A 21,084-nucleotide genomic window follows, 5' to 3' on the forward strand; every position below is an offset into this window, starting at 1 on the left:
GACAAGCCGAAAGCCACTCGATCCGGTCTGGCGCGCCTGCGCTCATGTGCTTCTCCTGGCACCGCGTCTGTCGAGGAGAGCTAAGGTGAAGATGACCGCAAGAGCGAACATCACCATACCGCCCGCAACTACAGTCGCCTCGCGCCAGCGTGATGCTTGGACGTAGTCTATGACGTAGGCCGACAACACCTTGGTGCGCCCAGGAATATTGCCGCCGATCATCATCACGACACCGAATGTGCCGATCGTATGAGCAAAGCCAATCACAGCGGCTTTGACAAACTCCAATCGCGCCAGCGGCAAACCGATGGTAATGAAGGCATGCAACGGAGAAACCCGCGCCGCGGCTTCCAGCGGAGGGTCGCCCATCGCAACAAAGGCGTTGCGGATCGGCTGCACCACCAAAGGCAGCGCCGAGAGCACCGATCCGACTACGATTCCTGCGAAGGTAAAGGCGAGCGAGCGCTCGCCCCAGAAAGAAGCGAGAAGCCCCCCCGGTCCGGCGGGCCCGAGCAGCACGAGGACACAGAAACCGAGTGCCGTCGGCGGTAGCACCAGCAGAAGCGTGATGATCGCTGCCACCGCCTCGCGCAGAACAGTATGTGAACGCGCTAGCCACCACGCGAGCGGCGCACCAATCACCAAGAGGATGATGGTCGTCACGCTGGCGAGCTCGATCGTAAGCGCAACGGATTGCCAAATCTCTGTCGAAAACGCATCCATAGGCGTCAGCCCCCCAGTGAGAGACGGTCGCCGTCTCGGGGCAGTGATCGCCTACACATCCGGCGCGCCGAGGCGTGGGGCGCGCAGCGCCTCTTAGTGGTGCGGACCTTCGCGGCGACCACTACATTGACGCGCGTCGTTTTCGCGAGCAAGAGCAGCGTCGCACACTTCATAGGAAACTCCTGCACGGGGCCGCGTCGGCCGGTCTGACGGCTGCAGCTCCTCGTTTGTCATCCAGCAATCCCTGTGCCGCTTGCGCAATGTGGTGCATTCTAGGCTCAACGGGAGAAAATGCGCACAGACGACGAGTTCGCTGTGGAGTGGGTCTTGCGCTCTGTCAGATTTCCGGCATCTTTGTTCCCGAGCAGACAGCGACGGCACAATGATTGGCAGAGTTTGACGCCCTCAGGGTTGTTATTGGATCTTACGGCGCTTAATGATCGCTCGAGGCGATCCTTAAGTGGATTCTGTTTCGAAAATTGCCCCGGCCACTTGGAGTTCGCTCGAACGCGGGCGCGGCTGAGCGCGAGCACAACCCGCCGCATTCGCATTTACGATATGGACGCGGCTGCTAGCAAGGACATCGGAATTAACGCCTTTGCTGGACATTGCCGGAAACGACCGTCAAGCGGAGACGCCTTCATCCGGCATGCAGCCCGTTGTGCAGGGGCCGGGACCTGCCGCCGAGAGCGGTTTGCAGCGAACCTACAGAGCGTCCGGGCGGTGCCGTATGTCGACCGTGATAGTGCCTCGGGCGCAAAGATCTTTTCGTTCGCGCGTTTCTGCGGCTCGCTGAAGAAGACGTCACGGTGGTCAAGCTCACCGTCGGTCTTGACGATGTCGATGGCGCAAACGCCACACTCGCTGCGCACCAAATCGCCGAAGCGCGCCTCTGCGCGATTTACGATAGTGGCAGCCCCTCCCCCGATGCGCATAGTGGCGTGAAGGCGCGTTGCTCAAGCATCGCGCACGCTTGGACAATCCGATAAAAACGACAGAATCAGCGCGCCCAATCATCTTGCGGCGCGCCGCATGCGCCGTGCTCGGAGATTCTCATCAAACGACGATGCGGCTCTGCAGTGCGCGCCTACATGCAGGAGCTATAGAGCATGTGCGGCGTTCCCATTCTGGTCAACCGCGTCGAGCAGCGACGACGGTAGCCGGTCTTGAGGGGCCACGCTGCCGCTGAACTCGGCAACAGACGGCAGGACTTCAAGGGCCATAAGATTCCCTCTTCTTGGACGACCTCTGCGGGCTCTTGTGCGCACAGCCAGATGTCCGCCTTCTGCTGAACTGTGCGGTCACTTCACCTGGAGACAAATGCCCCGCGAACGGACATGCTCTGCCGCTAGCGAAAATGTAGCACCTCCATCACAGATTTGCGAGGCAATATGGGGTTCTAGATCTTCGATGTGCCAGACTTCCATCGTGTGAATGCCTACGATCGAAACTATGGATTTTACCAATCTCACGCAGTGTTGCATCAACCTCATCAGTCGGCGCATACCGATCACGCCAAGCTTCTAGGTCGAGACATGCCCGCGTTACGCCCAGCCGACCAAAGATACGCAATATGCTGCAATGTCATGTTCGAGCTTGCGACCGCGGTCGGAGCGCCTGGACCGAGCCAACGGTGAGAGACGGTTTATCCGCGGGCACTTGATTCGCCGCAGATCGGGCATCTGGTGCATATCTTGCTTAGCGAAAAAAGATAACGTAACTGAACGCCTGCCTTTGGGATGACGCGCCGCCGCTCGGATCGTCTTCTATCGGAACGGCTAAAACAACGAGCCTCGCATGATGCTGTCGCCTCTCAACGGCGCGGCGGCTTGCATTCGAGTATATTCGGGAAGGAAGCGTCATGACCACCATGGCAACCGCGGCACCCGCGCGCGCGTCGCAGACTTGGTATAAGATCCTCTACGTCCAGGTGTTGATCGCCATCGTGGTTGGTGCCCTGGTCGGTTGGCTGTGGCCATCTGTCGCGACCAACGATTGGGTCAAGGCGCTCGGTGACGGATTCATCAAACTCATCAAGATGGTGATCGCACCGATCATCTTCTGCACCGTCGCATCCGGCATCGCGCACATTCAGGATGCAAAGAAAGTCGGTCGCGTCGGCGTCAAGGCATTGGTCTATTTCGAGATCGTCTCCAGCTTTGCGCTGCTGTTGGGCCTTATTATGGGTAATCTGGTCCAAATCGGTCGTGGCCTTGCAGTCAAGCCGGACGCAGCAGCGGTCGCCAATTACGTCAAGCAAGCGGAAGCGTCCAAGAGCGTCGATTTCATCCTCAACATCATTCCCGATACCGTGGTCGGCGCGTTTGCTCGCGGCGATGTTTTGCAGGTACTCCTGTTCGCGATCCTGTTCGGCTTTTCTCTGATGGCGCTAGGAGAACGCGGGGAGCGGCTGCGCGGCATGATTGACGACGTCGCGCACGCGGTGTTCGGCGTAATCGGCATCATCATGAAAGCGGCCCCGATCGGGGCCTTCGGCGCCATGGCCTTCACGATTGGCAAGTTCGGGCCGACGGCGCTCGGCAATCTGATCGGTCTGATCGCGCTATTTTACGTGACGGCTGCGCTTTTTGTGGTGGTGGTGCTCGGCGTTATCGCACGGATCGTCGGCTTTTCGGTTTTCAAGTTCATTGTCTATATCAAGGACGAGCTTTTGATCGTGCTCGGCACTTCGTCCTCGGAAAGCGCGCTGCCGCAATTGATGGAGAAGCTTGAGCGGCTGGGCTGCTCTAAGCCCGTGGTCGGCCTGGTGGTCCCAACTGGGTACTCCTTCAACCTCGATGGTACCAACATCTATATGACGCTTGCCACATTGTTCATTGCCCAAGCACTCGGAGTCGATCTCACTTTTGGCCAACAGCTCACGATCTTGATCGTGGCCATGCTGACCTCCAAGGGGGCAAGCGGCGTCACCGGCGCGGGCTTCATCACGCTCGCCGCAACATTGTCGGTCGTCAACCCAGCGCTGGTACCGGGTATGGCAATCGTGTTCTCGATCGACAAGTTCATGAGCGAGGTACGCGCCCTTACCAACATCACTGGCAACGGCATTGCAGCCGTGTTCGTATCTTGGTGGGAAGGCGAGCTAGAGCACGCGACGTTGCACGCTCGGCTCGACCGGCCCACCACTGTCGACACAAGGAGGTAGGCCCCGGCTCTCGGTCGCCGTCATTGCCAAGACGCGTCGAATCCAAGCGCAACCGCATTCACAATGCTTCGCAGTTCAAGTCGGCACCGTGCTTGGACCGGCGAATCGAACCTTCTCCCACGGCATCCCCAGAACGCAGCTCTTGCTCCGCGTCACGCCCCCGGCAAGAGCCTGTGAAGGGTTACCGTACGCGAGAAGGAGCCGCGATTTTAGAAAGTCATTCTCAAGCGTGGTCTTTCAAGGTCAAGGCTCCTGACCAGCCGAGCGCCTATGCAACATTGCCGAGCCAGGTAGTAAGATTGCGAAAGAACGGATCCAGCGTGACGGACCAAGGTGTTGGCCTGCCCACAATGCCCATGTGCGTGGTCACCGCACTTGCCTTGCCCGGCCGACAAGGTGGTAGCATCCTCCACGTTCAACTCAGTCATACTACGGTGCGTAGCAGATCGCGATGGTGTCATCAGCGTGGACTAGATTGGCACCTTGACTGAGACGAGGCGGCTAGCACATAGCTAGTATTGGCTCGGCGTCATATACGCACTCTCGATTCCGGCTAACGGCTCGTCGGCACCGAGCCTGGGCGGAGATGGCCGCGAGGCATAGACAGCAGTTGCATAACTTCGCCTTGCTATCTCGGCACATTACATTGCTCCCTTCCGCATGATCGATCGCGAGATGCGTGGTCGCGCAGCTTGCACCTGTCCTTTCCGGGTTCGGCGAGGGAGCCTGCTTTTTCGGCCGCGACGTCCTGGCTAAACTGGAGTCCTTGTCCTCGTCGTGAGTGCCACTGGGTCGCGGCGGTCCTCGGCCGCAGCCTCGAATGCCTGCCCCGAGGTCACCGGCAGCGGAGGAAAGCAGACAACCCAGCCTCGATTGTACAGAGGTCAGCGCGGAATATTGAAAGGTTTAGGACAACTATACGTACGTTTGTAATGCGTCTTCCTTCGGCGCGTGCTGAGTTCAATGAAAGGCAATATCTCGGAACCGCGCACGAGCGTCTGTCGGCACGGAAAGAATTGCCTCATTTTTGCCTAAAATGTTATAGCTCTCCCGCCGAGAAAGGCCGGACGATATAAAAATGCGTAGCCAGATCAGCAGTTTGAAAGTTTCAGCGCCCCAGTTTACCTTCGGCAGCATAACGTTGGCCGTGGTAACGCTGGCCTGCTTGTACCTTCACGCGCAGTTCGCTGCGACGGCGTTCGCCTATTTGTTAGTCGTATTGCTGTTTTCGTTGATGGGCAGCCTCATCGCGTCATCCGCGCTTTGCGTCGTGGCGATCGCGGCTTTAGCTTACTACTTTGCGCCGCCGGCGTTCAGTCTGCGGATCGATGATCCACAAGATCTTCCGGTGGTCTTTGCGTTTTTCGTTGTCTCGATCGTCGGAACGCACCTGATGGGAAAAGTCCGCCAGGAAAGCCAAGCCGCGCGTGAGGCCGCAGCCAAGCTCCGGATCAGCGCGGCCGATTTGGAGGACCGCGAGAAACGCTGGCAAGCGATCTTTGAACACAATCCGGCCATGTACGTCATGGTCGACGAAGCCGGTACCGTCCTCAATACCAATACGTTCGGCGCGGCACAGCTCGGCTATGCGCGTTCCGAACTGATCGGCCACTCCATCCTGGGAGTCTTTCTGGAGGAGGATCGCGAGTTAGCTCGCGAATGCATTCGCGCCTGCCTTGAAGATATCGGTCAATCGCGAACCTGGGAGGCCCGGAAAGTCAGGAACGACGGCTCGGTACTGTGGGTACGTGAAAATGCCAAAGCCATGATCTGGGCTGATGACCGGCCCATTGTTCTGATATCCTGCGAAGATATCACCGAACGGAAGCGGACCGAGTCTGCCCTGCAGCGGAGCGAAGCACATTTGGCCCAGGCGCAGGAGCTGAGCCATACAGGCAGCTTCGGCTGGAATGTCGTCACCGGCGAGGCCTTCTGGTCAAAGGAGACGTTTCGAATATTTGAGTTGGACCCGCAGACCGTTCCGTCGCCGCACCTCGTCGTCGAGCGCACCCATCCAGATGATAGGGCTTCGGTTCAAGAGGTCATTGATCGGGCGATGCGAGATCCGAAGGATTTCGAACATGAATACCGGCTGTTGCTGCCGGACGGCTCGGTGAAGCACATCCATGCGCGGGCACGAGCCACGAGAACCGCCAGCGGTGATATTGAGTTTGTCGGAGCAGCGACGAATGTTACCGCGGAGCGGCAAGCAGAGCAGAAGCTGCGCCGCAGTGAGGCCTATCTCGCCGAAGCCCAGCATCTCAGTCACACGGGCAGTTGGTCCTGGGACGTTCATGGGCTCGATTTTGTGTATCGCTCCGCCGAGGTCGATCGTCTGTTTGAGTTCGATCCGCAAGAGACTGTATCAATAGAGACCATTCGCTCGCGCATCCATCCAGACGATCTCCCCGGGCTCCAGGAGGTTCAGCGCCAGGCTATCGAGCTCAAGAAAGATCGCTTCGAGTATGATTTTCGAATCCTTCTGAAAGACGGCGGGATAAGGCGCATACACTCCGTTGCGCATATCGTGGTCGGCAACGATGGCAGCGTGAGCGAACTGATCGGAACGCATATGGATGTGACCGAGCAATACGCCGCCAGAGAGCGCCTGGAAAACACACTGGCTGCGCTGCGCGAAAGCGAGCAGCGCTTTCGCGATTACGCTGAGACGGCTTCCGATTGGCTCTGGGAGACCGGGCCTGATCACCAGGTTACGCGCTTGTCCGAGCACACCAGCGCTGCGGGAATCTTAGCGACAGGATTGATGGGCCTGCTCCGCTGGGACATTGCGTGCGATGTGGAAGAGGAACCTGAGAAGTGGCGGCAGCACCGGGCCACACTGGAGGCGCATCTGCCGTTCCGGGATCTGGTCTACCGTACTGTCAACCGGACCGGATCTCCGATCTACATTCGGACGAGCGGCAAGCCCTTTTTTGATCCGAACGGCAAGTTCCTTGGTTACCGCGGCGTCAGCACCGACATCACCGCTATTATTCGCGCAGATCAAGCCGAACAACAGTTGCGGAAGGCACAGGCGGAACTTGCGCATGTGACACGTGTGACGACGTTAGGAGAGCTGACAACCTCCATTGCCCATGAAATCAACCAGCCACTCGCTGCTATTATCAACAACGCCGATGCGTGCCTCGGTTGGATGGGCCGCGAAACTCCTGATCTTTGCGCGGCGCGCTCTTCGGTTGAGTGGATCATCGATGACGCAATACGGGCAAGCGAAGTGATCCGTCGCGTGCGCGCTCTTGCGAAGAAGGGCGAGATCGAGATGGTGCCGCTCGATATCAATGAGGTCGTTGGGGACGTCATTGCGCTGGTGACACGAGAGCTGGTGAGCCACCAGGTGGCGTTAAGAACCGAGCTGACGGCAGCGCTGCCTATGATTCTCGGTGACCGGATTCAGCTGCAACAAGTGATCATCAATCTGGTGATGAACGGGATCGAAGCCATGGACGCAGTCACGGACCGGACGCGTGAGTTGCTGATTCAGTCATCTATGGACGATATAGGGCATGTGCAGGTGGCCGTGACAGATTGGGGCGTCGGGATCGCCGAGAATGATACTGACCGCGTGCTAGATCCTTTCTTCACCACGAAGTCCAGCGGCCTTGGAATGGGTCTTTCGATCTGCCGGTCGATCGTTGAAGCTCACGGAGGACGGCTGTCAGTGGTGCGCAAGCAGCCGCCGGGCGCGACCTTCCAGTTTGCCCTGCCGTTGCATGAGGAGGTCGTCTCGTGACGCGACGCTCGCCAACCAGCAAACCCGAGGCTTCGACAACGGCGACCGTCTTCGTCGTCGAGGACGACATCTCCATGCGTCGGTCGCTCATCAACCTTTTTCGATCGGTAGGCTTGGACGTCGCTGCATTTGGATCGGCCCGCGAAATGCTGCAGAGCGCACTTCCGGATGTTGTTAGCTGTCTGGTTCTTGATGTCCGGCTCCCAGGCTTGAGCGGCCTGGAGTTCCAAACTGAGCTGGCGAAGTTGAACATCCATATTCCGATCATTTTCATTACCGGCCATGGCGACATTCCCATGACCGTCAGGGCGATGAAAGGAGGCGCGGTCGATTTTCTTACCAAACCGTTTCGCGATCAGGAATTGCTTGACGCGGTGATCGCTGCGACCGAGCGCGACCGCAAAAGACGGGAGGCCCAGCAAACCGTCGCGGAGCTGCAGTCCCTATTTGAGACCCTAAGCCCCCGCGAACAAGCGGTGATGAAGTTGGTCGCTGCCGGCCTGATGAACAAGCAGGTAGCCGCTGAGCTTGGGCTCGCCGAGATTACGGTCAAGATCTACCGGGGACACGTAATGAGAAAGATGCGTGCCCGCTCGCTGGCCGATCTGATCAGAACGGCTGAGACTCTAGGGATCGGCGCCAAATCGTCCTGAACAAACCTAAGTATGATTTTACAATTTCGTCACTCGAGCCCACTTTTCGCCCAGGGTCGCTAATGCCTCGGCAACCGTTAGTCCCGCGCCAGGAGGAATCGTCTTGTCCACGCCTTTGATTTCTGTCGTTGACGACGACGCATCTGTCCGTGCGTCGACGGAGAACCTATTGAAATCGCGCGGCTACATAGTTCAAACATTTACATCGGCGGAGGATTTTTTGACATCGCCGCGGTTGAACGAGACCTCTTGCGTAATTACGGACGTGCAGATGCCGGCTATGAGCGGCTTGGACCTGCTGGCGGAAATGCGGACTCGCGGTTACGGGGTGCCGTTCATTTTCATTACTGCCTTCCCGAACGACCGCGTGCGCGCCTCAGCCTTGAGCGCAGGAGCGATTGGCTTCTTGGCCAAGCCCTTCGCCGGACATGCACTGATCGAGCACCTCGATGCCGCACTGAAGGAAAACCGCAACGGAGGACGCACTTGAAACGAACAGCCGGCGGCGAGTCATTTCAGCCCTGAATGTTGAGATTCGGTCGCGAGCCCGGCGCGATCTTATTGAAGCGGGCTCTCCGAAATCAGGTGGCGCCAGCGGCAGTCGATGTCGTATTGCCTTCTTGGCCCGTGAGCTGTCCACCAGGCATCAGGCCGCTCAGAACGACGTTGCCACCAAGAGTCGGTATACTTGGCACCTCTAGACGCCGCTCGTCTCTGCTTTTTGGCACTTCAGGTGACCTTGCGCAGAAGTTATTCGACAAGCTCAAGCGCTTCTTCGCTCAGATTCGTAGCAGCTGAATGCGATTGCGACATACCGCCTGGCGCAACAAAAGAGCTTCGTTCAACTCAGAAGCTCTCTGTGGTCGGCGTCAGCGCTCATTTATCCAAATCCGCATTTCGCCTTCGCCGCGGTTAGCCCAGCTGAACCACGGAATGAATGTCAACCGCTGCGGTTCTAGCTGTCCAGGCACCTTGTCGTAGTGATAAAGTGCCGCTTCTTCGGATTGCGTGTGTTGCAGTCGCACTCCGTCAGCCTGCAGCAAAATCTTGCCCTTGAAGAGACCAGTTCCGTCGACAAGCGAAAACTGGCTGTCTGCATGAAGCCAAACGTTGTGTAACTCGGTCCCGTTGTCGACTTCCTCAAGGCAATAAACTAACGGGCCACGCTCTATGGCCACCTTGCCGGCCAAATTGCGAACTTGCGGATGGCCGTAGACGCGACGCACTTGCATCGGCAGCAATAGTTTGACGCGATCTCCCTGCCTCCATGTCCGGTGAATGTGCAAATAGCCATTTCGCGGCTCGCAATTGATACGTTCTCCGTTCAGGCTCGCCGCCGGCGCGCTGCACCATTGTGGAAGGCGCAGAGCGAGCGTGTGAGAAATTGGCAGAGCGGATTCGACGGCGATCTCCACCTCGTCTTTCCAGGGATAGTTGCCGTTCATGAGCAGTCGCAGCTTAGCCCCGCCGACCGACATTTCCACCCTATTGCCGACGTAGAGATTTACATAGAGCGCATCGGCGCGGAGCGTATAGATATAATGACCAATCGATGCGAAAAGCCGTGCGATGTTCGGCGGACAGCACGCGCAGCCAAACCAGGGCCTTCGCACCGGCGAGACATGATTATAAATGCCATTGGACCTCAGCGTTTTGGGATGCATTTCGAGCGGGTTAACATAGAAATAATGACGACCGTCGAACGCGATACTGCCGAGAACGGTATTGTAGAGCGCGCGCTCCATCACGTCGGCATATTGACCATCCAGCTCCAACTCCAGCATACGACGCGCGAACATCATTAGGCCAATGGACGCGCAACTTTCCGCGTACGCCGTATCGTTCGGCAGATCGTAATCGCAGCTAAACGCTTCGCCCGCGCTTTGCGAGCCGATGGCTCCGGTGATATAGATCTGGCGCCGCACCATGTTTTGCCACAGCCGTAGGCAAGTCTGACGTTGCTGATCGTTCTGACGCAGACGCGCAAGATGCGCTACCCCAGTCATGAGGTATACAAAGCGAACCGCATGGCCGGTGGCAGTCCGCTGCTTGGAAAGTGGCAAATGCGCTTGGCTATATGCTTTGTTTTTTAACATCCAGGGCAGGCCGCCTGATTCTGTGGCACAGGATTGCCGGCGCTTCTCGTACTCAATGTCGTAAAAATGTGGCTCCGAGCCGCGTTGCTCCACGAAAAAATTGGCTAGCGTGAGATATCGCTGCTCATGCGTCACTTCGTAGAGGCGCGTCAACGCAAGTTCAATTTCCGGGTGGCCATCGTAGCCATGTAGCTGATCGCGCTCCGGGCCGAAAACCGTGTCGACGTGGTCAGCAAGTCTGCAACCAACCTCGAGCAATCGCCGTTTTCCAGTCGCCTGAAAAAAAGCGACACCCGCTTCAATCAAATGGCCGGCGCAGTAAAGCTCGTGGCACTCCGCTAGGTTGCTCCAGCGCTCCTGAGGCGCGTTCAGTATGAAATAGGTGTTAAGATAGCCATCGCCACATTGGGCGGTTGCAATCAATTCAATCAGCTCGTCGGCAGCCTTCTCCAGCTCTGGATTGGGTGCCTGGCATAGTGACCAAGCAACCGCCTCTAGCCATTTTGCAACGTCACTGTCCTGAAAAACCGTTCCATGGAACGCGCCTCTCGCATCTCCTGCGGCGATGCGGAAGTTCTCCACCGCGTGGCTCGGTATCGCCTCGGGATTGCGATCGTTCAACACCTCCCATTGGTAGGGAATTGCCACTTCCCTTACCAACTGCTGACATTTCCCAATCAGCGGATCCAAGACGTGTATCTTGTGAAGATCGATTTCGGCCACATTCCGCTCACTCATTTCGTTCCTCCCTGTTGGGTCGGAAGGACGCCTAGCAAGGCAAGCCAACTCACCTTGTCTACGTTGCTGGGGTTGCGACACTGAGGTTTGCGGCTGCACAGTCCTATTCCCGAAGCGAGCGTTGCAGTGACAGAAATGGAGAGGGTTCTCCTGCGGCGTCGTACGACCAGACAAGTGCGGGCAGCGGCTCGTTCGAGGAGCGGGCCAGCAATTCCCATGCCGAGAATGAGGGCTGTTCTTCTGGTCGATCCGATCTGCGGCTCTGCGAGCGTCCGTTGGTCCGCCCAACCAACCGGATTTACCAGTCGAGCTAAATCCCGCATCGCCGCAGCGCTGGGTCGATCCTGGTATACGAACCGATCGGCTGTCCCCGGGCAGATAATCGCCCAGGGCCCTCGCCAGCCGCAGATACAGCCGGAACGCCGCTCCTTTCGTCGCGACAAGCCGCCCGCACCTGATCCGAGGCCTTTAATGCGCTGCGCGAGAATGTCCGGTTTCGAACAATCCTTTGATGACGCGTGGCAGGTGGGCGGACCGCAGGGCGCGTGAAACCCAAGTCGGATCGAATGGGCCGCCGCTACGCAGGATTCAACTGAGACGCTGGGGCGTTAATCCTAGGCAATCCCGACGGGTCGAAGCGCATGCTCGTGAGCGTCACGAGAGGATCACCGGTTCCTGGGCTTGACCTGCGCGGAATGCTCTGGATAGCACGGTCGGGATGATTGACGCCGCCGGCGCGCGATGATGGGTTGATCCCGGTTCGGAGCGGGCAACGGGGATCAGAATGACCAGCGAGTCGCAGCTGCGCGAGAAGCTTCGGAAGATCGAGGCGTTGTTCGTGGGTGCCGGAACTGCTGGTGAGCGCCTTGCAGCGGAAGCCGCACTGCAGCGGGTGCGGGCCCGGGTCGAGGAACTTGCTCGCCACGATCCACCGATCGAACAGCAATTCTCACTTCCCGACCAGTGGTCTCGGCACTTGTTTCTGGCGCTTTGCCGCCGATATGGGCTGCGGCCGTTTCGTTATCGCCGGCAGCGACGCAACACGGTGATGGTCCGTGCGTCACGGGGCTTCGTTGATCGGGTCCTGCTGCCGGAGTTCACAGAGCTTGAGGGTGCGCTACAAGTGTATCTGCACGAGGTGACGCTGCGCGTGATCCGCGAAGAGATTTACGACGACGCCAGCGATGCGCAGGAAGTTCCCGACGCCTTGCCGTCGAACTGATCAAGCAGCGATCTTTGCGTCGGAACCGTCGCGCTCGGCTTTCCAATGCCACGGCAACAGCGTGTTCAGCTGATTGATCTTGGTGCGTCCGGAGACGATGCGCTTGAGAACGTCATTAACATAGTGCCGCGGGTGGATGTCGTGAAGTTTTGCCGTGTTGATGAGCGCGCGAGAATGGCCCACGTCTCGGTCCCGCGTTCACTGCCGGCGAACAGATAGTTTTTCTTTCCTAACCCGATCGGCTTGATGCTGCGCTCGACCGCATTGGTGTCAATCTCGATGCGCCCATTATCGATGAATCGCGTCAGGCCTTCCCAATGCTTGAGAGTGTAGCGGATCGCCTTGCCAAGGCCGGATTTCTTCGAGACTTCCAGCAGTCGCGCTTCGAGCCAGGGCTTGAAGTCCTCGATCAGCGGCCTCGTGTCGGATTGTCGCACCGCAACTCGTTGCGTCGCCGGCAAACCGCGAATGCGATCCTCAGCGGCGTAGAACATCGCGATCCGCTGCAGCGCTTCCGCAGCAATCGGCGACTTCGTCGCGACGTGAACGTCCCAGAACTTCCGCCGCGCATGCGCGAAGCAGAACGCCAGCTGCATCAGACGGCTGCCGCTCTTGATCAGGCCCTTGTAGGCGGCATTGCCGATGGAGTGGACGCCCCCCGACGGCATCGATTGTGCCAAGATGTGGGTGTTCAAACCCGGTAAGGGAGGACGTCCGTGGACGAGGTTAGCATCATTGGTTTGGATTTGGCTAAGAACGTGTTCCAGGCCCACGGAGCTGGGCGGGATGGGAGGACAGTTCTGCGTAAGAAACTCAATTGCAGCAGATTGCTCGAGTTTTTCGCGAGGTTGCCGAGGTGTGTGGTCGCGATGGAGGCCTGCGCCAGCGCCCATTATTGGGGACGGGAGATTGGTAAGTTTGGCCACGATATCCGGTTGATCCATCCCTCGTACGTGAAGCCCTTCGTTAAGCGTCAGAAGAACGATGCGGCGGATGCCGAAGCGATCGCCGAAGCCGCGTCCCGACCAACGATGCGCTTTGTCGGCGTTAAGAGCGCCGAGAAGCAAGGCTCCTCAATAGCGTTCAAGGTTCGTGATCTCTTAGTCCGACAGCGCACACAGGCGATCAATGGTTTGCGCGGACATCTTGCGGAATTCGGTTTGATCGTGGCTCAGGGCGTGAGACATATCCCCCGATTGGATGAGCTCCTTGCAACATATCCGGACCTGCCCGATCTAGCCCGCAGCCTTTGCCAGAATCTCTTGACGCATGTGAAATCCCTGTCGGAGCAGATAGCAGAGCTGGAGAAGGGACTACGGGTGCGCGCGAGACAGGACGAAGTCGCCTCTCGCTTGATGACCATTCCGGGAATCGGCGCAATTTGCGCTACAGCGATAGAGGCGTTATCGCCGTCGGCGGAGACCTTCTCGAAGGGGCGCGATTTTGCGGCCTGGATTGGTCTCACGCCTAAGCAGAATTCTTCCGGAGGCAAGGATAGGCTCGGCAAGATCTCCAGGATGGGCCGGCGAGATCTGCGACGCCTCCTTGTGCTTGGTGCGACCGCCGTTGTGCGATGGGCAAGACGCTATGGATTGCCAGCAGGATCCTGGCTGGCAAGAATGCTCTCGAAGAAGCCTCCAAAGCTAATCGCGGTCGCTCTAGCGCACAAAATGGCGCGTATCGCCTGGGCCTTGACGGTCCGCGGTGGCGCTTACCAGGCTCCAGCGTCTGGCGCTGCTTAACGCAAGGCCAGAAGCCGAGAGACATCGGGAATGTGGTAAGGTCTAACGGAGGGTTATGGGCAATCGGTCAGGGACTGGGATTGGAAGAATCAACAGGTCGATGAGTGCCAGCGAGCACGCGTAGCTGAATTGGATCCAATCCACGCATTCCATAAGGGCCCGCGACGTGTCGAGGTCGCATTCCGAGGCCGGACACACGTCAGCACCCGACCACATGCCTGTTCCGAAGTTATATTTTGCTTGCATTAACTGGGGCGTCCGCACACATCGACCTGCAGGATGCCGCGGTACTCCCCGAACAGCCGCTTGGCGCGGATCGCCTTGCGATCCTCGGCGAACACGTAGATCACCGCCGGCGGCGCCGGGCCGCCCCATGGGCGGTCATCGGTGGGGGTCGCCCAGAACTGGCAGACTTTGGTTCTGCCACGGCCGGGATCGAGGACCGGCAGCGGCGTCTCGTCGGCAAACAGCCGCGGGTAGGACATCACCGCGTGGTGCAACAGCGCGTGAAGCGGCTTCAGCCACCAGGCGAGGCGGCCCATCCACGAGGCCAGTGTTTGCCGGTTGAGCGTGATGCCTTGGGCGGCAAACATCTGTTCCTGGCGATACAACGGCAGCTGGTAGCCATATTTCATCACCGCGACGTGGGCCAGCAAGGCTTCCGTCACCATTCCACCGTCGATCGCCTGGGCCGACGCGGGTGCCTGTACCACACCCTGGCGGCAGCCCCGGCAGCCGTACCGCGGACGCACGATGCGCTTGATCCGGTACTGCATCGCCATGACGTCGAAGGCTTCCTTAACGGTCTCCGCGACCTTGTGCAGCTGCTCGCCGCAGCAGGGGCAGCCGTGGCTCTCGATATCGATCACGACGTCGATGCGCGGCATATGCTCCGGAAGCTTCCCGCGGGTGCGTCGCGCCGGTCGCTTTCCACCGCCCTCCGCTCCGTCAGGCAGCCTGCCTCCAATCACATCGTCGTTGGCGGCGGCACGAGCCGCCTGTGCGCTGATGGTGAAGAGAGGCAGCTGTCCGATATCCAGTGTCTCGGAGCGCGCACCGAAGATCGCGCGCTTGTACTGGGACAGGATCATCAGGAGCTTGTCGTTCTCCTGGATCGCAGCGTCGCGGTGAGCGATCGCTGCATCACGCTCAGTCGCCCGCGTGCTGCATTCCTCCGACAACGCTGCAAGCCGTGACGATAGCGCCATCACGGTTTGTCGGAGCAATGCTGGATCGGAAGGCCAATCACTCGTGCAGAGTAATTCTACAACAACTCCGCATGAGTGACGAACGCCTCTTGATAATGATCAACCAGCTCGTACCGGCTGATCCACAGGTCGCATCGGCACACGCTTGCAGTCCGAGCCATTGCCGACCTTCCCGCTTCGCGTCTGCACGAATTGCTGCCCTGGGAATAGAAGCTCCCGCACCAAGCCGACGAGCCCACCGATCAGCAAGCTGCCTAACCTTCACGCAGCGATATCACAGCGCTACCCGGGTTCGATCCTAGGTCTTGATCGCAAGCCGCAGATGTCGGTTTGTCTGCGCTCCTAGCTCCACCCCGTTCATGGATTGGCGAGATCTCACGTCACATAAAGTCTCCATCCGAGTCGGACTCTGACGAAGATTCAGGATCGCTGGCGTATTTGGAAAGATACGTCGAATGCTGGGTATCACGCTGCCATTCACCATCCCTGTAGCTCCAGGGTCCGGACCGGGTTGGGTCAAGTACCATATCGTCTCGGTCCACATGGACGAAGCCCATTTGTTCTGCACGGGTTCTCGCTTCGTCATTCGCAGGACGCCAGTTCACCAGAGGCCGTTCGCCGTCTCGCCGAAGTTGATGCTCGAGCAGAATATCGCCGGCATTCGAAACGAGCGGATGAGCAACCTGGAAATCCACGATGGACGTGACGTCAGTTCGACCGGGAAACTGTTCTCGCCAGCCTTGGCTGTTGAAGTCAGTCATAGGAAATCCGCCTTCCGTTCTTTGGAGACCGACGCTCCTATTTCCGAGTTGGTAGCTGTAATATCGGGCGGCGTCCGAATCTCTTCGGATGCCAAAATCCCTAGCGACGTCCGCCGTGCGCCTAGCCCTTTCGGATACAAATTGTGAGTATTCCTGTGGATTGTTGGCGATATGATCGATTTCTTCGCCATGAAAAGTCCTCACCTCTCGCCGGAATCTCTCTTGGTTGATCTCGATAATAGGAGGTCTTGGATTGTTGTAATAACTTGGACCCGAGGATGAGCTGGCGTCGGAATCCTGCAATCGCATTCTAGAGAATGCGTCCGCGAAGTCGTCGGCATTCCCGTGCTCCGGAGAGCTTGCGTGATGATATTCATCATCGGATGGAACACCCGACCAATTATTAATTCGACCGTACATGACGACCACACTCCTATGGATGTTGCATTGTGTTCAGGCCGTTAGACCTGACTCCGCTGATAAGCAGCTTAGCTGTCCGTAAGCTGACGCGGGCAAATAAAGGGAGAGCTAAATTCGGTGAAACGACAGGGCCAGGCGCGCAGTCCGGCGCCGCGCTCGCGGGGGCGTCTTCATAAGTGTCGGCCGTGAAGAAGTGTCCAAGCCGTTGAGTGAGAGTCGGTTTTTGGCCCCGCTGCGATACGAGATTGCAAGCTTTTCACGGCGGAAGGCCGGAAAGCCTGCAGAATAGCCAGCCGTGATTCCATCGTAGCGGAGGCGCGCGATGCGCCCGAAGAAGCCGGAAACGACGGGGAAAGGCGACCTGTTTCGCGCCAGGTTCGATCGGATCATCCACCTGAAGCACGAGCAAGGGTTTACTCGTTGCTTTCTTGAGGCGTTTCCGTGATCAGGATCTTTTCGATGCGGTGCGACTTGGCATGGAACACGACCAAACTCAGTGGCTCTGCGTCGCCATTCAGGGCGGATGAGGCCTGACCACGGGCCGATCTTGAGTAGTCGATTAATTGTAATTGCGAAGTTCGGTGTCATACATCCTGGTGCGCGTTAGACTCAGAGCAGGGCCGAATGCGTCAACGCTTATTCGTTCCTGTGCCTTGCCAGAAAGAAAGTGGAGACATCGGCAGACATTATAACGACGAGCGGCCCCTGAGGGGTCGGCAGTCACCTCCGATTTTTTCTGCACTATCACCTCGCCGCAATCAGCCCGCAACGTGATGACGCTGTTCACAAACAGGAAGGGGCCGCCGCTGTTCGGCTCAACAAGGAGCCGCTAAGCGATGGCGCCCGCAAGTTCGTTAGTATCCGTCCGGTGAAGACCGGTGAAGGCCGCCTTGCCGAATGAGGCGCGTTGTTGAGAACTGTCTTTTTGGACAGTGATAGGCGCAGTGCCCAAGGCGAGCGGCTTGAGGTGGTGGACACGGGCCGGCGGCGGCGGCGCTGGTCCGAGGACGAGAAGGTCAAGATCGTCCTGGAGAGCTTACAGGCGCCGCGCCAGGTCGCGGCGACAGCGCGGCGGTATGGCGTTTCGCGCTCATTGCTGCTGCGATGGCGACGGTCGTTTCGACCTGAGCCGAAGGATGCCGCCGATCAACCCGGCTTCGTACCGACGATGGTGGTCGCGGAGCCGACGCCTTGTCCAGTCGCGCCGGCCAGTAGCGGCGGGGCGATCGAGATCGAGTTTGCGAGCGGAACTCGGATGCGGATCACGGGTGCGGTCGACGCGGCGACGCTGAAGGCCGCCGTGGCGGCGCTGGCATATGGGCGCCTACGGTGATCCCCATTGCGTCGGGCTTGCGGGTGTGGATTGCGACCGGTCACACCGATATGCGTCGCGGCGTGAACTCATTGGGCTTGCTGGTGCAGGAAGTCCTTACGACTATCCTTGGACATTGTGACCTCGCGACAAGCCATTCCGCGAGATCTTCCTAGCCGCCCAGATCAACCTTCAGGCGAGGTCTCCTCATGACGCTCACCACGCTCAAGTTGGCCGACATGGCGCGCATGCTGTCATTTTGAAAAAAGTCAGTTGCCGCGCCTACGCGCTGCCAATGAGCTAGCCGCGGTGGAGGAGCCCGAAGCTCCCTACGCCGGTCTGCTCGCCGGTTTCGGCAAGGGCGCGAGGATACAGAGCATCGGTTCTGAATCGGCTTCAGGCTGATTTGGCCCTGTAGGAAGGGGGGCCTGGTCCCCATCAGCGTTAGTCAGGGGTTACGATGATAACCCAAACAAGATTGAATCTGCTCGTCCAGCTAATCGGTCTATGATTGACCTGTTGATGCCGGGATCGTTCTCCTTCGAAGCTCACCTGTCTGGCCGATCAGCGGAGCCAGGGGCGGCGCAACAGGATTGCGTGAGCGCGCAACCAGACAGAGGCTACAAGCAACTTCGGATGCGACTATATCGAGAACTTGTCCGGCTCCGTCATCCACAACCAACACAACGGAACGCAAACTTAACAGCCCGATGCCGAGGCGGGAGGCTCCGACATTACCACTGCGGCTTCATTCGACAGTCACCGATTTGGCGAGATTACGTGGCTGATCTACGTCCGCGCCTCTTACGAGGGCGGCATGGTAAGCCAAGAGCTGAAGCGGAATGGCATAGACCATCGGCGCAAAGTTTGCGACCATCTCCGGCAGCACAATGGTCATGAGCGTGTCTAGCGTCGCTTCCAAAGCGCCCTTCGCATCGGTGATCAAAACGATCTTGCCGCCGCGAGCTGCAACTTCTTGCATATTCGATACGGTCTTCTCGAAGAGCTCGTCGTAAGGCGCAATCATCACCACAGGCACGGCCTCATCGATCAAGGCGATCGGTCCGTGCTTGAGCTCACCGGCGGCATAACCTTCTGAGTGAATATAGGAAATTTCCTTCAACTTGAGTGCGCCCTCCAACGCCAGGGGGGCCGACGTGCCACGGCCGAGATAGAGCACGTCCCTTGCGTTGGCGATATCACCCGCGAGCTTTTCGATCTGCGGCTCAGTCAACAGCGCCGCAGCAATCAACCCCGGCACTTCGATGAGCTCGCGCACGAGCTTCGATTCATGGATCTCTAACAGCTTACCGCGCTCTTTTCCTGCTGCGACGGCAAGCACCGCCAATACCATCAGCTGGCAGATGAATGCCTTCGTAGAAGCGACGCCGATTTCTGGCCCCGCCAGCGTCGGCAGCACGGATTCGCTTTCGCGCGCAATCGTCGACGTAGAGACGTTGACTACAGATATCGTGTGCAGGCCTTGGCTCTTGGCGTATCGCAACGCAGCTAGTGTGTCAGCGGTTTCGCCGGACTGCGAGATGACGATCGCGAGATCACCCTGGCGCAAAGGCGCCTCCCTGTAGCGAAACTCGGAGGCTACATCTATCTCGACAGGCAAGCGAGCCAACCGCTCGAACCAGTATTTGGCGATGTGACCGGCATAGTTTGCCGTTCCGCACGCGGTAATCGAGATGCGCTGAATGGAGCTAAAATCGAACGGCAATGTGAGCGGCAGGGCTACGCGCTCGCCTGACCTATCAAGATAATGCGCCAGTGTCTTGCAGGCCACTCTCGGCTGCTCGTGGATTTCCTTGGCCATGAAATGGCGATAGTTCTCTTTATCCACAAGGAGTGACGATACGCCAGGCTTTGATGTCTCCCGCTGGACGACTGAGCCGTCTGCGCCATAGATCACGCAGATCGCGCGGGTAAGCACGGCCCAGTCGCCGTCTTCAAGATAGGTAATGGTGTCCGTCAACGGCGCGAGCGCGATCGCGTCCGACCCCAGATACACTTCGCCGTTGCCATGTCCGATCGCGAGGGGCGATCCCTTGCGCGCACCGATCAAAAGGTCGTCGTGGGCCTTGAAGAGGAATGCAAGCGCGAAGGCTCCGCGCAGCCGCGGGAGCGAAGCTTGTACTGCATCCTGCGGCGAGTAGCCATTCTTGAGATAAGATTCGACGAGATGCGCCACCACCTCCGTGTCCGTCTCTGAGCGGAAGTTGGCCCCATCCCGCTCCAGCTCGGCTCGCAACTCGCGGAAGTTTTCAATGATCCCGTTATGAACGACCGCGACATTTTCCGTAGCATGCGGATGAGCATTGCTCTCGGTCGGTTTTCCATGAGTAGCCCAGCGGGTATGACCGATACCGGCATGACCCGCGGGCGGACAATAGCGCAGCCGCTCCTCAAGGTTTCTCAGCTTACCTTCAGCCCGCCGGAGCTCGATACGTAGCCCTTCGAGCGTCGCAAGGCCTGCGGAGTCGTAGCCACGATATTCCAATCGCCTGAGCGAAGCGACCAACTGCCCGACGACCGGACCACGCCCCAAGATGCCGACAATTCCACACATATCGACTAATGCCGCCCAAGCTCAAAGAGCCCGACGTCCCCGACAGGAAATCTGGTCATGAAATTCGCTTTCGACAAAGACTGGCTTTCGCTGGATAGCGACGACCGCGTCATCGCCGCACAAGGCCGTCGCAAGAATACATCGCGCAAGTAGTGTGGCGTCACCTTACAACGTCCTGCTCTCGCCTTCACGCAACCGTCCTAGGGTTTGTCGCGCGGGTGTAATAGGCTCATCAGCCTCTGACGGTTTCCAGCTATGTTGGTCGGGATGAGACTAAACAATTGGCACCGAACCTCCATTGTACGGACGTAAGTTTTCGATATCGAACTTGTTTGAAGAACTATACCAACGTTTGCTGCGTTCTCACATTTCGTGCTTGCGTCGACCATCCGCCGCTTACGCGAGCGGGCCGTCAGCAGAAGAGCGATGATCATCGTCGATGATCCTGCCGCCCAAATTATGGGTTCCATTCAGAAGAAGGATCGGGGCATTTTGTAGGGCCAACGTTGTTGATGCGCAGGCTTCGACGTGCGCTGGCTTGCGTGCCAGAGTTCAGACGAATACATCGACTACCGCGGCTTCAGCAAAGTCACCCTCTTGCACCACGGCCACACCGAGCGAATGCACCCATGCGCCCAATGAAAGATAGAGAACACAGACTTTCGGCCTCTCTCATTGACGTGCGCACGTAACGGGGTTTGCCATCTGCGAGCGTTC

The 21,084-nt window shown here is 58.4% G+C and carries 14 protein-coding genes and 1 pseudogene; 8 read left to right on the forward strand and 7 right to left on the reverse strand.

The annotated features are described in order from the left end of the window. Positions 1-42: 42 nt before the first annotated feature. Complete coding sequence (locus ACVILL_RS06495) at positions 43-723, reverse strand: molybdate ABC transporter permease subunit (RefSeq protein ID WP_456728327.1); 681 nt, start codon at positions 721-723, stop codon at positions 43-45. Positions 724-2,584: 1,861 nt separating this feature from the next. Here ACVILL_RS06495 and dctA point away from each other — a divergent pair. The 4 genes from dctA (at position 2,585) to ACVILL_RS06515 (ending at position 8,783) form a co-directional block, all read left to right on the forward strand. Further along, positions 2,585-3,889, forward strand: coding sequence for a C4-dicarboxylate transporter DctA (dctA, locus tag ACVILL_RS06500; RefSeq protein WP_456728328.1), 1,305 nt, complete (start codon positions 2,585-2,587; stop codon positions 3,887-3,889). Positions 3,890-4,967: 1,078 nt separating this feature from the next. Then, positions 4,968-7,640: a PAS domain S-box protein gene (locus tag ACVILL_RS06505; RefSeq protein WP_456728329.1), complete on the forward strand. Its 2,673-nt coding sequence runs from the start codon at positions 4,968-4,970 to the stop codon at positions 7,638-7,640. Beyond that, positions 7,637-8,293 carry a response regulator transcription factor gene (locus tag ACVILL_RS06510; RefSeq protein ID WP_456728330.1) on the forward strand — a complete coding sequence of 219 codons (657 nt, stop codon included), beginning with the start codon at positions 7,637-7,639 and terminating at the stop codon, positions 8,291-8,293. The genes ACVILL_RS06505 and ACVILL_RS06510 overlap by 4 nt, the downstream gene beginning before the upstream one ends. A 103-nt stretch (positions 8,294-8,396) precedes the next feature. Beyond that, a complete protein-coding gene (locus ACVILL_RS06515) occupies positions 8,397-8,783 on the forward strand; it encodes a response regulator transcription factor (protein WP_456728331.1) in 387 nt (128 codons plus the stop codon). A 379-nt stretch (positions 8,784-9,162) separates the two neighbouring features. On the opposite strand, the gene ACVILL_RS06520 is transcribed toward ACVILL_RS06515, so the two are convergent. Further along, positions 9,163-11,127, reverse strand: a complete 1,965-nt coding sequence (locus tag ACVILL_RS06520; protein WP_456728332.1) for a glycoside hydrolase family 127 protein — start codon at positions 11,125-11,127, stop codon at positions 9,163-9,165. 784 nt (positions 11,128-11,911) lie between these two features. Between ACVILL_RS06520 and ACVILL_RS06525 the strand changes: the two genes are divergently transcribed. Beyond that, positions 11,912-12,349: a hypothetical protein gene (locus ACVILL_RS06525; protein WP_018268855.1), complete on the forward strand. Its 438-nt coding sequence runs from the start codon at positions 11,912-11,914 to the stop codon at positions 12,347-12,349. On the opposite strand, the gene ACVILL_RS06530 is transcribed toward ACVILL_RS06525, so the two are convergent. Both ACVILL_RS06530 and ACVILL_RS06535 read right to left on the reverse strand, forming a co-directional pair. Next, positions 12,350-12,532 (reverse strand): transposase domain-containing protein, encoded by a 183-nt coding sequence (locus ACVILL_RS06530; protein WP_456728333.1) that lies wholly within the window; start codon positions 12,530-12,532, stop codon positions 12,350-12,352. 62 nt (positions 12,533-12,594) lie between these two features. After that, a pseudogene (locus tag ACVILL_RS06535) lies at positions 12,595-13,017 on the reverse strand (IS66 family transposase); the annotation flags it as partial. A gap of 48 nt (positions 13,018-13,065) precedes the next feature. Between ACVILL_RS06535 and ACVILL_RS06540 the strand changes: the two are divergent. Next, on the forward strand, positions 13,066-14,091 hold the full coding sequence (locus ACVILL_RS06540) for an IS110 family RNA-guided transposase (RefSeq protein WP_456728334.1): 1,026 nt from the start codon (positions 13,066-13,068) through the stop codon (positions 14,089-14,091). Between the two features lie 245 nt (positions 14,092-14,336). On the opposite strand, the gene tnpC is transcribed toward ACVILL_RS06540, so the two are convergent. Both tnpC and ACVILL_RS06550 read right to left on the reverse strand, forming a co-directional pair. Continuing rightward, on the reverse strand, positions 14,337-15,182 hold the full coding sequence (gene tnpC / locus ACVILL_RS06545; RefSeq protein ID WP_456728335.1) for an IS66 family transposase: 846 nt from the start codon (positions 15,180-15,182) through the stop codon (positions 14,337-14,339). A 497-nt stretch (positions 15,183-15,679) separates the two neighbouring features. Beyond that, complete coding sequence (locus tag ACVILL_RS06550) at positions 15,680-16,480, reverse strand: effector protein NopP (protein ID WP_456728336.1); 801 nt, start codon at positions 16,478-16,480, stop codon at positions 15,680-15,682. Between the two features lie 322 nt (positions 16,481-16,802). On the opposite strand from ACVILL_RS06550, the gene ACVILL_RS06555 reads away from it, so the two are divergent. Next, positions 16,803-16,925: a hypothetical protein gene (locus tag ACVILL_RS06555; RefSeq protein WP_456728337.1), complete on the forward strand. Its 123-nt coding sequence runs from the start codon at positions 16,803-16,805 to the stop codon at positions 16,923-16,925. Positions 16,926-17,387: 462 nt separating this feature from the next. Further along, the gene (gene tnpA, locus ACVILL_RS06560) at positions 17,388-17,813 is read left to right on the forward strand and encodes an IS66-like element accessory protein TnpA (protein WP_456728338.1); all 426 of its coding nucleotides are present in this window, start codon (positions 17,388-17,390) and stop codon (positions 17,811-17,813) included. A gap of 727 nt (positions 17,814-18,540) precedes the next feature. On the opposite strand, the gene glmS is transcribed toward tnpA, so the two are convergent. Further along, a complete protein-coding gene (glmS, locus tag ACVILL_RS06565) occupies positions 18,541-20,367 on the reverse strand; it encodes a glutamine--fructose-6-phosphate transaminase (isomerizing) (RefSeq protein ID WP_456728339.1) in 1,827 nt (608 codons plus the stop codon). Positions 20,368-21,084 lie beyond the last annotated feature (717 nt).

Source organism: Bradyrhizobium sp. USDA 3364, from assembly GCF_054056355.1.

What these genes read in the sequence shown, in the direction of transcription:
- ACVILL_RS06495 (WP_456728327.1), bottom strand. Translation starts at nt 723, where the DNA reads ATGGATGCGTTTTCGACAGAGATTTGGCAATCCGTTGCGCTTACGATC.
- dctA (WP_456728328.1), top strand. Translation starts at nt 2,585, where the DNA reads ATGACCACCATGGCAACCGCGGCACCCGCGCGCGCGTCGCAGACTTGG.
- ACVILL_RS06505 (WP_456728329.1), top strand. Translation starts at nt 4,968, where the DNA reads ATGCGTAGCCAGATCAGCAGTTTGAAAGTTTCAGCGCCCCAGTTTACC.
- ACVILL_RS06520 (WP_456728332.1), bottom strand. Translation starts at nt 11,127, where the DNA reads ATGAGTGAGCGGAATGTGGCCGAAATCGATCTTCACAAGATACACGTC.
- ACVILL_RS06525 (WP_018268855.1), top strand. Translation starts at nt 11,912, where the DNA reads ATGACCAGCGAGTCGCAGCTGCGCGAGAAGCTTCGGAAGATCGAGGCG.
- tnpC (WP_456728335.1), bottom strand. Translation starts at nt 15,182, where the DNA reads ATGATCCTGTCCCAGTACAAGCGCGCGATCTTCGGTGCGCGCTCCGAG.
- ACVILL_RS06550 (WP_456728336.1), bottom strand. Translation starts at nt 16,480, where the DNA reads ATGTACGGTCGAATTAATAATTGGTCGGGTGTTCCATCCGATGATGAA.
- ACVILL_RS06555 (WP_456728337.1), top strand. Translation starts at nt 16,803, where the DNA reads ATGCGCCCGAAGAAGCCGGAAACGACGGGGAAAGGCGACCTGTTTCGC.
- glmS (WP_456728339.1), bottom strand. Translation starts at nt 20,367, where the DNA reads ATGTGTGGAATTGTCGGCATCTTGGGGCGTGGTCCGGTCGTCGGGCAG.